Consider the following 12,778-nt stretch of genomic DNA (forward strand, 5'->3'; position numbering starts at 1 on the left):
CTTTTTTTTGTGAAAGCGATGGTTGCGATGCAAAGATATTTCATACAGCCGGAACAATTTTCCGCTGAACATGTCCACATAACGGGCGATGACGCCCATCATTTGATCCGGGTCATGCGGGCTAAGCCCGGAGACCGCGTGATTGTCAGCGACGGCGCGCAGCGCGAGGCGGTTGTGATCCTTCAGTCGCTGGAGGGCGGCGAGGCGATCGCCGAAATCGAGGAGCTGCTGCCGCTGGACCGCGAGCCGGGCGTCGACGTCTGGATTGCCCAGAGCTTGCCCAAGGGCGATAAGCTGGAGCTGGTGATTCAGAAAGGGACGGAAATCGGCGCTGCGCGTTTTATCCCGTTTACCTCCGAGAGGACTGTCGTCCAGCTGGATGCGAAGAAGGAGGGCAAGCGGCTGGAGCGCTGGCAAAAAATCGCGAAGGAAGCGGCTGAGCAGGCTCACCGCAACCGGGTTCCTGCCGTAGACGCGGTGCAAAGCTGGAAGGGGCTGCTGGAGCTGGCCGGGACGGCGGACGCGGCGTGGTTTTGCTATGAGAAGCAGGACATGCAGGAGCTGCGCGGGCTGATTCGCGCGGCGCTGCGGCAGCAGGCTGCTCCTGCGCAGACGCTGTCTGCTGCGGCGGATGGAGCAGGCCGGCGGCTCAAGCTGCTGCTGATTGTCGGACCGGAGGGCGGCTTTAGCGAACGCGAGGCGGCGCAGGCGGAAGCGGCCGGCTGCCGTGCAGTGTCGCTGGGCAAGCGGATTTTGCGTACGGAAACGGCGGCGATGGTCGGGTTGACCTGCATCCTGTACGAAGCCGGAGAAATGGGAGGAGAACAATAAGATGGGAACAGTCGCTTTTCACACATTGGGCTGTAAAGTGAACTTCTACGATACCGAAGCGATCTGGCAGTTATTCAAGCAGGAAGGCTACGAGCAGGTGGACTTCGAATCGACGGCGGACCTGTATGTCATCAACACCTGTACAGTGACGAACACCGGCGATAAAAAAAGCCGGCAAATGATCCGCCGCGCGATCCGCCGCAATCCGGAAGCGATCGTGGCGGTAACCGGCTGCTACGCGCAGACGTCGCCTGCCGAAATTTTGGCGATTCCGGGCGTTGATCTGGTCATCGGCACCCAGGACCGCGACAAAATTTTGACTTATGTCAAGCAGCTTGAAGCCGAGCGGCAGCCGATTAATGCGGTGCGCAACATTATGAAAACGCGGGCGTTCGAGGAGCTGGACGTGCCGGATTTTGCCGACCGGACGCGCGCCTTCCTGAAAATTCAGGAGGGCTGCAACAATTTCTGCACGTTTTGCATCATCCCGTGGTCGCGTGGCCTGATGCGCAGCCGGGAGCCGCAAAGCGTGCTGGAGCAGGCGCGGATGCTGGTGGCGGCAGGCTACCAGGAAATTGTGCTGACCGGCATTCATACGGGCGGGTACGGCGAGGATATGGAAGATTATTCGCTGGCCAAGCTGCTGTGGGATCTGGATAAAGTCGAAGGCTTGAAGCGGATTCGGATCAGCTCGATTGAAGCGAGTCAAATTACGGACGATGTGCTGGAGGTGCTGCAGCATTCGGATAAAATGTGCCGTCATCTGCATATCCCGCTGCAGGCCGGAGACGATGACGTGCTCAAGCGGATGCGCCGCAAGTATACGACGGCCGAATTTGCCGCCAAAATCGAGCATATTCACCGGATTATGCCGGGCGTCGCCATTACGACGGATGTGATCGTCGGGTTTCCCGGCGAAACCGAAGAGATGTTTCGTGAAGGCTACCGGTTTATAGAGCGGATGGGCTTCTCGGAAATGCATGTGTTCCCGTACTCCAAGCGGACAGGCACGCCTGCGGCGCGGATGGAGGAGCAGGTGGACGAGGAAGTTAAAAACGCCCGCGTACACGAGCTGATTGACTTATCGGAGCGGATGCAGCTGGCGTATGCGCAGCGGTTCGTCGGCGAGGTGCTGGAAATTATTCCGGAGCGCAGCCATAAGGGAGAGCCGGACAGCGGCCTCATTATGGGCTACTCGGATAACTATTTGTCCGTTGTATTTGCGGGCAGTGAGGACTGGATCGGCCGGGTATGCCGGGTGAAAGTTACGGAAGCCGGCGTGAACGAATGCCGTGGCGAGCTGGTAGACTTGCCTGCCGTCAAAGCCGTTGGCGCGCGAAGCGTCAAGCTGACTGTACCTGCAGCCGCTTCGGCTTCGGCGGGTAACGCGGAGACGATTCCCGGCCAGGCGGCCAAAGCGATCGTATAGAACGCAAAACACGGGCGGTCGCAGGGCCGTTACCCGCGAAAGGATGTTGTCGATGAAGGAAGTTTCAGCAGGCGGAGTCGTGTACAGAAAAGCCGGAGACGGCGGACTTCAGGTGCAGATGATTCAGGACCGCTACGGGAAAATTACGCTGCCCAAGGGCAAAATGGAGCCGGGGGAGACGGTGGAGCAAACGGCGCTTCGTGAAATTTTGGAGGAAACGGGCATCCAGGGCAGCATCGTGCAGCCGCTGGAGACGATCACCTATCAATTTCAGCTTGCTGGCGTCGGGCTAGTCGATAAGGAAGTGCACTACTATTTGGTTGAGGCGACGGGCGGCGAGCTGCAGGCGCAGGTGGAGGAAATCCGCGGCGTCGAATGGCTGCAGCCGCTGGACGCCTGGCAGCAGCAAATGAACGCCGGCTACGGCAATAATGATGAAGTGCTCAGGAAGGCGCTGCTGGCGCTCGGTTATGAAATAAAGTAGCCGCCTGAGCGAACATGACGGAACCAGGATGCTTTAGTTGTGCTTGCGTCAAGCACCCGGATTTCACCTGAAATCTGCGGATAAGCGCCCGTGGTTCCGTTATTTTTTTGCAGGAGTTAAAGATGCGTACGTAAGCGGAGGGACATTGGATGGCAACGGTTTATTTACACAAGAAACGGAAAAAACGGGTAGAGGAAGGTCATCCCTGGGTATACCGCACGGAGATCGAACGCGTAGAGGGAGAGCCTGTGCCAGGCGGTCTGGTGGAGGTTCGCCGGCATGACGGCGCGTACCTGGCAACCGGGTATTATAACGAAAAATCTCAGCTTACGGTCCGGATTGTCGCTTATGAGCCTTTGGAAAGCTTGACGGTTGACTGGTTTGCCGCCAGGCTGCAGGCGTGCCGCCAGCTGCGCGAGCGCTTCGTGCCGGACGCCCGCTCCTATCGGCTTGTGTATGGGGAAGCGGATTTTTTACCAGGCCTGATTGTCGACAAATTCGAGGATATTCTGGTCGTTCAAGTGCTGACACTGGGGATGGAGCAGGCACGGGAGATGCTCATTTCGGCACTGGTTGAGGTGATGCAGCCGGTCGGCATTTATGAGCGCAGCGATGTGTCGGTGCGGGAGCTGGAAGGTTTGGAGCGTCGCAAGGGCGTGCTGTATGGCGAATGCATCAGCCCGGTAACGATTCGCGAGAACGGCTTGCTGCTGGAGATTGATATTGTGGACGGGCAGAAAACGGGGTATTTCTTCGACCAGCGGGAAAATCGCGCGGCGATCGCGCCGCTGATGCTTGGCTGGGGCCAGCGCAGCGGCATCCGGACCGTGGAGCAGCTGCTGGACGACGGGACGTCGCGGCGGATTCCGGTCAACAAAAGCGGCCAGGAGGTGACGTTCCCTTATTGGGACGGTGCGACGGTACTGGAATGCTTCTCGCATACAGGCAGCTTCACGCTGCACGCCTGCCGATATGGGGCGAAGAAGGTCACCTGCCTTGACATTTCCGAGCATGCGGTGCAGTCGGCCCAGCGAAATGTGGAGCTGAACGGGTTCAGCGAGCGGGTGGAGTTTGTCGTCGCGGATGCATTTGATTACTTGCGCGAGCAGGTGCGGGGACAGGAGCAGCGCGAAATTCGCGGCAAATCGGGCGGCCGCAAGGTCGATACGTCGGTGCCGCTGGCGGCCAAGGGCAGGACATGGGATGTCGTCATCCTTGATCCTCCGGCATTTGCCAAAACACGCAGCGCCGTCGAAGGCGCTTGCCGCGGGTACAAGGACATTAACCTGCACGGGATGAAGCTGGTGAACGAAGGCGGATATTTGGTAACGGCAAGCTGCTCGTACCATATGAAGCCGGATTTGTTTCTGGAAACGATTCATGCGGCGGCTCACGATGCGGGCAAAACGCTGCGTCTGATCGAATTCCGGGGAGCGGGCAAGGATCATCCGCGGATTTTGGGCGTGGATGAGGGGCATTATTTAAAATTTGCGATTTTCGAGGTGCGGACGCGCCAGTCGCTATAACAGAGAACAGGGAGGATGCAGAGGATGGAGCTGTTTGCAGCCATTGAAGGGCGCCGGACGATCGGGCGCGTACAGGAGACGCCGGTAGACCGGGTGCTGGTCGAACGTATTCTGGAGGCGGGCAATTGGGCGCCCAGCCATCATGCGACAGAGCCATGGCGTTTTTTTGTCATGACAGGCAGCGGGCGCGATCGGCTCGGAGAAGCGTATGCGGCCATTGCGGCAGCAGCGGTTGACGGCGGATTGCCGGCTGAAGTGCTGGAGAAGCACCGGGGCAAGGCGCGCCGGTCGCCGGTTATTATTGCTGTCGCCGTTTCCCCGTCCTCGGAGAAGGGCGTTATCCGCATCGAAGAATACGCAGCCGCGCATGCGGCGGCGCAAAATATGCTGCTGGCCGCTCACGCGCAGGAGCTGGGGGCGATCTGGCGATCCGGCGAACCGATGTACCATCCGCTGATGCAGCAGGCTTTTGGCCTTGGCGCGGGCGAGGAGCTGGTCGGTTTGCTTTATGTCGGTCATCCCGATATGGCGCAGCCGGAGGGCAAGCGCAGGCCGGTCGCCGAAAAGACGGTGTGGCTGACGGAGTAGGCGGGGGTAGTCCCGGCGGCGGTGCAGCGTACGGAAGCAGCATCGGTCGGTTCGCTGATTATTTCGCTGATTATGGTTCAAGCACTTGTTCATTGTAACCTCGTGACGGGCACCCGTCAGCTGCCAGTGGAGACGACATCCTGGAGCTGGCGGGTGTTTTGGCTTCCCTGGATGGAACGCATTGTCAATGGGTTCTGTGTGGGAACGGGTGTTCCGAATGTTGCGATTATGTTATAATTCAAGCAGCGGCGCAGGAAATAGTCGTCGAACTTTGGTAAGTTCTGTGATAGAGGTTTGTTTATCGCAAAGAGAGAGCGGACGGCCGGAAGGGGAGAAGCGGGAATGGCTTTTCAATTTGTGCTTGGACGCGCGGGCACGGGAAAGACAACCTATTGTTTGGAGGAGATCAGGCAGCGGCTGCTGGCAGAGCCGCAGGGGCCTGCGCTGATCTGGCTCGTGCCGGAGCAGGCGACGTTTCAGGCGGAGTATGCGCTGATTTCGGACCCGGAGCTCGGCGGGACGCTGCGTGCCCGGGTGCTGAGCTTCCGGCGGCTGGCCTGGTGGGTGATGCAGGAGGTTGGCGGCACTTCGCGGCTGCCGATCGACGACACGGGCAAAAAGCTGCTGCTGCACCGGCTGCTGAACAAGCACCGCAGCCGACTGCGGAGCATGCATGGCGCGGCGGAGCAGGCCGGTTATTTGGAGCATATGAACCAGCTGTTCACGGAGCTGAAGCGTTACCGCATTTCAGCCGATGAACTGGCTGTTTTTTATAAGGACAGGGTGTCGGAAGCGGAGCGGGCCGGCGTTTCCTTTGCGAATAAGCTGCATGATTTACAGATGATCTATGCGGAATTTCAACAGGAGCTGTCCAGGCTTTATTTGGACGGCGAAGATTATTTGACGCTGCTGGCCCAGCAAATTGCGGCTTCGTCCTACGTGCGCGGCGCCGTTTGCTGGGTGGACGGCTTTCACCGTTTTACGCCGCAGGAAGCGGCCGTGCTGGAGCAGCTGGCGCTGCATGCGGCCGATGTCAGCCTGACGCTGACGGCGGATCGCCCTTACGCTGCCGGGGAAGCGGTGCATGAGCTGGATTTGTTTCATCCGACGGCACGTGTGATGACCCGGCTGACCGCTTCGTTGAACGAGCTGGGCATCGAGCTGCGGCCGCCGGTCGTGCTGGACGCCGTCCCGCCGGCGAGATTCGCTGCAAATCCGGCGTTAGCCCATCTGGAGCGGCATTGGGGCTTTGGCGCGAAGCCGGCTTTCCGGGCGAAGCCCGGGGACGTGGATGGCATCGAGCTGCAGCTGACGGCGGCTGTGCATCGGCGCGCAGAGGTGGAGTCGGTCGCGCGCGAAATTCGGCGGCTGGTCCGCGAGCAAGGGCTGCGCTGGCGGGACTGCGCCGTGTCGGTGCGACATATGGACGCGTACGACGACCTGGTGGCAGGCACCTTCGCCGACTATGGCATTCCGTTGTTTCTGGATCAAAAGCGCACGCTGCTCCATCACCCGCTGATGGAATTTGTCCGCTCGGCGCTGGAGGTGGCTCGCCAGCATTGGCGGTATGATGCGGTGTTCCGCTGCATCAAGACCGGTTTTTTTCTGCCGTTTGGGCCAGCGGGCCGCACCGCAGCTGTTGATGAACGGGGCATGCCTCGGCCTACGCGGTATGGCTTCGACCAGCTGGAAAATTATGTGCTGGCCTTCGGCATTCAAGGGTCGCGCTGGCGAAACGGCGCGGACTGGACATACCGGTACGAAACGTCGATGGAGCAGGAGCAGAGCGCAGCGGGCGCGGACTCGCCGTTTCTGCGCTCGATCAACCGGTATCGGCGGCTCGTCTCGGAGCCGCTTGGCGTGTTCCAGGATCAGCTGCGGGAGCGCAAGACGGTGCGGGGCCGGGTTGAAGCGCTGTATGAGCTGCTGACCGGACTGCAGGTGCCGGATCGTCTGGAGGCTTGGGGACAGTCGGCGCTGCTTGACGGTCAGCCGGAAAAAGCGCGCGAGCACGCCCAGGTATGGGATCGACTAATGGATATGCTTGACCAGCTGGTGGAGCTGACCGGCGATGAGGAGCTGTCACTGGAGCAATTTGTGAAGCTGTTCGAGGCGGGTGCGGAGAGCATCAAGCTGGGGCTTGTGCCGCCGACGCTTGATCAGGTGCTGGTCGGCAGCATGGATCGCACCCGCTCGGCCGGGATCAAGCATTTGTTTGTGCTTGGAGTGAACGAAGGCGTCATGCCGGCCAAAAGCGTGGAGAGCGGCGTGCTGACTGAAGCGGAGCGGGCTCATTTGGCCGGCGCAGGCTTGCAGCTTGCCGAGGACAGCCGCCGACGGCTGCTGGATGAGCATTTCCTGATTTATACCGCGTTATGTACGCCAAGCGAGGGGCTGTGGATCAGCTACCCGCTGGCCGATGAGGAAGGCAAGTCGCTGCTGCCGTCCGACGTGATCCGGCAGCTCAAGCGGCTGTTTCCGGCGGCTGCGGAACGGCTGGCGTTACATGAGCCTGCGGCCGAGGCAGAAGCAAGCGGACAGCTTGATTATGTGACGCACCCGGACAAGGCGTTGTCCTTGCTTGTCGTGCAGCTCAAGCAATGGATGCGGGGCGCTCCGATTCACGGCGTCTGGTGGTCGGTGTACAACTGGTTCGCACGGCAGCCGGCGTTCCGGGGACAGCTGGCCCGAATGACCGAAGCGCTGCAGTATACGAACCGGATTCAGCCGCTTGGCGAAGCGACGAGCCGGGCTTTGTACGGCGACACGATTGATACGAGCGTATCGCGGATGGAACGGTTTGTAGCCTGTCCGTTTTCGCAATTTGCCTCGCATGGCTTGCGGCTGAAGGAGCGCCGGATGTACCGGCTGGAGGCGCCGGATGTCGGACAGCTGTTCCACGCTGCACTTAGCCAGTTTGCCGAACAAATCGCTGCGGAGGGCGCCGATTGGGGCGGGCTGACGGCAGCGGAATGCGAGCGGCGTGCAGCGCTTGTCATTGATGCGCTGTCTCCCCGGCTGCAGGGCGAAATTTTGCTCAGCTCCCAGCGCTACCATTATATTGCGCGGAAGCTGAAGCAGGTCATCGGCCGGGCGGCCTTTATGCTCGGCGAGCATGCGAAGCGGGGACAATTCCAGCCGGTCGGCCTGGAAATCGGCTTCGGCGCAGGTCAGCAAATTCCGGCGCTGCATGTCGAGCTGAACAATGGCGTGCTGATGAACGTACGCGGGCGGATTGACCGGATCGACCGTGCGGATACGGAGCAGGGAACGCTGCTGCGGGTCATCGACTACAAGTCCAGCTCCAAAGCGCTGCAGCTCGGGGATGTGTATTACGGTCTGTCGCTGCAGATGATGACGTATTTGGACGTGATTTTAACTCATGCTCCGCGCTGGCTGGGCACGGAGGCTCAGCCGGCAGGCGTGTTGTACTTCCATGTGCATAATCCTGTATTGCAGATGAAAAACGCGCTGAGCGCCGAGCAGGTCGGCAAGGAGCTGCGGAAGCGGTTCAAGATGAAGGGGCTGCTGAGCGCCAATGCCGATACCGTCAGGCTGATGGACAGCGCGCTGATCGGCGCAAGCGGCTATTCCGAGCTGCTGCCCGTGGCGCTCAAGACAGATGGGGCATTTTATAAGTCCTCGTCGGTGGCGACGGATCGGGAATGGGGAACGGTGCGACGGCATGTACAGCAGACGATTCGTGACATCGGCATTTCAATGACGGCCGGTCATATTGCGATTGAGCCGTATCGCCAGGGCACGACGGTCGCTTGTCAGACGTGCTCGTTCCAGCCGGTATGCCAGTTCGACCCGCAGCTCGCGGGCAACGACTACAAACAGCTGCCTTCGCTTGGCAAGGAGCTGGCGCTGGAGCTGATGGAGCGCCGAACGGGGGCGGCGGACGCGTTTTCGGTTTCGGCTGCTGCGGATGTGCTTCCGGCTTCGGCGGATGGTGAGAAAGCGCAGGGCCGGGCAAATAGCCCGGATAGAGGCAGCTCCGAGCAGGACAAGCCGGAGCAAGGCAAGTTAGAGAGAGGCAGGGGCGACAATGACCATTAATCGGCTAAGCAAGCCGGACAACAGCACCTGGACCGACGACCAGTGGCAGGCTATAGCGGCGCGCGATACGTCCGTGCTCGTAGCCGCAGCCGCAGGCTCAGGTAAAACAGCCGTGCTGGTCGAGCGTATTATTCGCCGAATTACGGACCCGCAGCAGCCGATTGATGTGGATCGGCTGCTCGTCGCGACTTTTACGAAGGCAGCGGCGGCGGAGATGCGGCATCGGATCAGTGAGGCGCTGGAGAAGGCGCTGCTCGCCGATCCGGGGTCGGAGCATGTGCGCCGACAGCTTGCGCTTATTCCGCGGGCCTTTATTACGACGCTGCATTCCTTCTGCATGGAGGTGATCCAGAAGCATTATCAGCTTATCAAGCTGGACCCCGGCTTTCGGATCGCGAATGAAACGGAAAGCGCGCTGATGCGTCAGGAGCTGTTAGGCGAGCTGCTGGAGGAGCGTTACGGTGTGGCGGAGGAGGGTGATCCGTTCTGGCGGCTGGCTGACACGTTCAGCGGGGATAAGACCGATGACGGTCTGTTCCGGCTTGTGCAGCGGCTGTACGACGACTCGCGCAGCCATCCCTGGCCGGATCACTGGCTGAAGAGCTGCGTGCAGATGTTCGAGGAGCCGCTGGACGGCGAGCGGCACCCGTGGCTGACAAGCCTGCGGACGGCGGTGCAGCTGGAGCTTCAAGGGATGGACGGCCTGCTGCGCGAAGCCGTGCGCCTGGCGAGCAGCCCGGGAGGTCCTGATCCGTATTTGGCCAATCTGGAGGACGATCTGGCCGTTGTGGATTATTTGCTGGAGATGAGCGCATCGCCTTCATGGGAGCACCTGTATCATGCGTTCCAGGGCGCCGGGTTCGGCAAGTTGAAGCCGTGCAAGGGCGATCAGGTAGACAAGGAGCTGCAGGAGCAGGTCAAGGAGCTTCGCAATACAGCCAAGGACAAGCTGGCGGCAATCAAGGAAGAATGGTTTGGCCGCAGTCTGGAGGCGTATGCTGGGGAATTGGCCGTGATGACTCCGTTGATGCGGACGCTCGTCGAGCTGGTGGTGTCCTTCGGAGAAGCGTACCGGAAGGCGAAGGCCGATAAGGGACTGGTCGATTTCGGTGATCTGGAGCATTATTGTTTGCACATTTTATCCGGTCCGGGGACGGAGCCGGACAGCCCGCTGCCTTCGGCGGCGGCGCTGGAATACCGCGAGCATTTCGTGGAAGTGATGCTGGATGAGTACCAGGATACGAACCGCGTGCAGGAAACGATTGTCGCGTTAATTTCGCGGGAGGAGCCGGGCAACCGGTTCATGGTGGGGGACGTGAAGCAGGTGCGCCCATAAGGGCGATTAGGAATTCAGCCTTTGGCAAGGCTGCGGGAATAGCTCGTAATCAACTTCCTGTCACCAATCACTTACTTGCTTGGGGAAACTAGAGCGGGGACAATAGCATGTGAATAAAGGTATAAGCCGTCAAAACTACGAAGACGAAGCAGAATACCGAGGTGAAAAGTGTAAACGAGGATAAAGGCTGTATTGCTTGAATGATAGTTCGAGGGGATCTAACGTCATCCGTACCGAAATGTAGTTGAAACGGTATGTGGCCTTTGGGAAAGTGTCTGACTGTTTGACACATTCTTCACGAGCCAAGGCCTCCCAAGCCCAATAAGGGTTAAAGAACGAAAGTCATATCCGACATTACACTTGCCATGTTCCTAATCGTACTAAATGGGGATTACCTAAGTGGGACCGCCACCTAAGGCTATGAGGGATGAACCCAACAGGGTTGTGGCCTCTGAATATCCCATATGGTAACGGAGCTCTCGTAGTAGTCTGAGGAACCTGGACTGACAGGTATTGCCGTAAATCCGGAAGCAGGAAAACTGCCCACACGTACATGGAGGCATGTACGACACTCTACTTAAGTAGAGTGATGGCGAAGGAGAGCAGTTCATCTGGAATAATACAAAATTGGGAAGGAGCGTGAGGCTCTATGAGAAATCCAAAAGTAGTATTGTCCAGTCTAGCTACCCATTCGAGTGACACTAATTACAAGTTCACACGCCTATACCGTAACCTGTACAACCCTGATTTCTTTTTCTTGGCCTACAGCAACATCTACTCTAAGCCAGGGAACATGACAGAGGGAACAGACGGAAAAACCGTAGACGGTATGAGCATCGAGAGAGTCACTAAACTGATCGACTCAATAAAAGACCAGTCGTATAAGCCTCAGCCCGCAAGGAGAGTATACATTCCCAAGAAGAACGGGAAGAAAAGACCTCTCGGGATACCGTCGTTCGAAGATAAGCTCGTTCAAGAGATTGTACGGCTTATACTCGAAAGTATCTATGAAGGTGCTTTCCGTGAAAGCTCTCATGGTTTCCGACCAGAAAGAAGCTGCCACACTGCACTCATGAAGGTGCAGGGAACGTTCTCTGGAGTGCGATGGTTTGTTGAAGGGGACATCGAAGGTTTCTTTGATAACATTGAGCACCAAACGCTCGTAAGACTTCTGAGACAACGGATCGAGGACGAGAAGTTCATCAACCTGATCTGGAAGTTTCTAAAGACTGGTTATCTAGAGGATTGGAAATACCATTCAACAAACAGCGGTACACCTCAAGGCGGTATCATTAGCCCAGTGCTCTCCAACATCTACCTACACGAATTAGACAAACACATGGAAGAGTACAAAAAGGCTTTTGACAAAGGGGCTAAGCGACAACACAGTAAGCCTTACCTGAACACGGCCACCATGATTCGCCACTACACGAAGCGTGCAGGGGTTGTAGGACTGGACACCGCACAGGGTAGGGAATACGTGAAAAAGGTATCGATTCTGAAGAAGCAATTGAGAACGATGCCGTCAAAGGATCTCCTCGACGCATCGTACAAAAGACTTGTCTACGTAAGATATGCAGATGACTTCCTCGTTGGCATTATCGGCAGGAAGGAAGATGCCGTGGCTGTTAAAGAGGATCTGACCTCCTTCCTCAGTGATAAGTTGTCACTGAAGCTCTCGAAGGAAAAGACCCTCATTACTAACAGCGCAAAGAAAGCTCGGTTCCTCGGATACGACATCACAACGGATCGGAGTACTGATCTCGTGGTGCGACACTCCGACAGTCGAGTCTCGCGGCAAAATATGCATGTCAAACTCTACGTTCCGTACGAAAAATGGACTGGTAAGCTGAACAGCCTGGGAGCACTTAAAGTCTCCCCCGATGGTACGTGGAAAGCCGTAGCAAGGAATAATCTCATACAAAATGACGACCTTGAAATCCTTTCACAATACAATGCCGAGATTAGAGGGTATTACAACTATTACCGCCTAGCGAACAATGCATCGGTTCTGCATAAGTTCCGTTACATTATGCAGCAAAGTATGTTGCGCACGTACGCAGGTAAGTACAGAACAAGAGCCTCTAAAATCTGGGCAAAGTATTCTGCCAATGGCCGCTTCAAAGTGGACTATCGGACACAACAGGGTATCAAGCAGAGCTACTTCATGGACGGGCCTCTGGTCACGGACAGAACGATCAGGAAAAGCGACACGGTTATCGACGATGTACCCAATATATTCAAGTATGCCTCCCGCAATAGTCTTTTGGTCAGATTGATGGCTTCTACATGTGAACACTGTGGAGCAGAAGGTGTTCCGCTAGAAATTCACCATGTTCGCAAGCTAAAAGACCTCTCGGGCAAAAAGAAGTGGGAGAAGCATATGATTCAGAGACGGCGGAAAACAATAGCGCTCTGTTTGGGATGTCATGTCGATCTCCATAATGGGAAGTTAGACTGATGAATGGAAAGCCGTATACGCTGAGAGGTGTACGTACGGTTTGGAGGGGAGCGCTTGGAAA

8 protein-coding genes are annotated in these 12,778 nt (G+C 57.7%); all 8 read left to right on the plus strand.

Annotation, left to right across the window (positions count from 1 at the left end; all coding sequences use genetic code 11):
* The first annotated feature begins 27 nt into the window (after window positions 1–27).
* The 8 genes from AC6ROY_RS03390 (at window position 28) to AC6ROY_RS03425 (ending at window position 12,717) form a co-directional block, all read left to right on the plus strand.
* A complete protein-coding gene (locus AC6ROY_RS03390; protein ID WP_500098573.1) occupies window positions 28–831 on the plus strand; it encodes an RsmE family RNA methyltransferase in 804 nt (267 codons plus the stop codon).
* 1 nt (window position 832) lies between these two features.
* On the plus strand, window positions 833–2,260 hold the full coding sequence (mtaB, locus tag AC6ROY_RS03395; RefSeq protein ID WP_500098574.1) for a tRNA (N(6)-L-threonylcarbamoyladenosine(37)-C(2))-methylthiotransferase MtaB: 1,428 nt from the start codon (window positions 833–835) through the stop codon (window positions 2,258–2,260).
* A gap of 52 nt (window positions 2,261–2,312) precedes the next feature.
* Window positions 2,313–2,744 (plus strand): NUDIX hydrolase, encoded by a 432-nt coding sequence (locus AC6ROY_RS03400; RefSeq protein WP_500098575.1) that lies wholly within the window; start codon window positions 2,313–2,315, stop codon window positions 2,742–2,744.
* A 149-nt stretch (window positions 2,745–2,893) separates the two neighbouring features.
* Complete coding sequence (locus AC6ROY_RS03405; protein ID WP_500098576.1) at window positions 2,894–4,270, plus strand: class I SAM-dependent rRNA methyltransferase; 1,377 nt, start codon at window positions 2,894–2,896, stop codon at window positions 4,268–4,270.
* Window positions 4,271–4,294: 24 nt separating this feature from the next.
* A complete protein-coding gene (locus AC6ROY_RS03410) occupies window positions 4,295–4,858 on the plus strand; it encodes a nitroreductase family protein (protein ID WP_500098577.1) in 564 nt (187 codons plus the stop codon).
* Between the two features lie 342 nt (window positions 4,859–5,200).
* Window positions 5,201–8,920 carry a helicase-exonuclease AddAB subunit AddB gene (addB, locus tag AC6ROY_RS03415; RefSeq protein ID WP_500098578.1) on the plus strand — a complete coding sequence of 1,240 codons (3,720 nt, stop codon included), beginning with the start codon at window positions 5,201–5,203 and terminating at the stop codon, window positions 8,918–8,920.
* Window positions 8,910–10,256 (plus strand): UvrD-helicase domain-containing protein, encoded by a 1,347-nt coding sequence (locus AC6ROY_RS03420; protein WP_500098579.1) that lies wholly within the window; start codon window positions 8,910–8,912, stop codon window positions 10,254–10,256. Before addB ends, AC6ROY_RS03420 begins: the two co-directional genes overlap by 11 nt.
* A gap of 649 nt (window positions 10,257–10,905) precedes the next feature.
* The gene (locus AC6ROY_RS03425; RefSeq protein ID WP_500098580.1) at window positions 10,906–12,717 is read left to right on the plus strand and encodes a reverse transcriptase/maturase family protein; all 1,812 of its coding nucleotides are present in this window, start codon (window positions 10,906–10,908) and stop codon (window positions 12,715–12,717) included.
* The last annotated feature ends 61 nt before the right edge of the window (window positions 12,718–12,778 follow it).

Source organism: Paenibacillus sp. sg306046 (assembly GCF_059821225.1).

Coding starts and splice junctions, on each gene's coding strand:
- AC6ROY_RS03390 (WP_500098573.1), top strand. CDS start 28: ATGCAAAGATATTTCATACAGCCGGAACAATTTTCCGCTGAACATGTC.
- mtaB (WP_500098574.1), top strand. CDS start 833: ATGGGAACAGTCGCTTTTCACACATTGGGCTGTAAAGTGAACTTCTAC.
- AC6ROY_RS03400 (WP_500098575.1), top strand. CDS start 2,313: ATGAAGGAAGTTTCAGCAGGCGGAGTCGTGTACAGAAAAGCCGGAGAC.
- AC6ROY_RS03405 (WP_500098576.1), top strand. CDS start 2,894: ATGGCAACGGTTTATTTACACAAGAAACGGAAAAAACGGGTAGAGGAA.
- AC6ROY_RS03410 (WP_500098577.1), top strand. CDS start 4,295: ATGGAGCTGTTTGCAGCCATTGAAGGGCGCCGGACGATCGGGCGCGTA.
- addB (WP_500098578.1), top strand. CDS start 5,201: ATGGCTTTTCAATTTGTGCTTGGACGCGCGGGCACGGGAAAGACAACC.
- AC6ROY_RS03420 (WP_500098579.1), top strand. CDS start 8,910: ATGACCATTAATCGGCTAAGCAAGCCGGACAACAGCACCTGGACCGAC.
- AC6ROY_RS03425 (WP_500098580.1), top strand. CDS start 10,906: ATGAGAAATCCAAAAGTAGTATTGTCCAGTCTAGCTACCCATTCGAGT.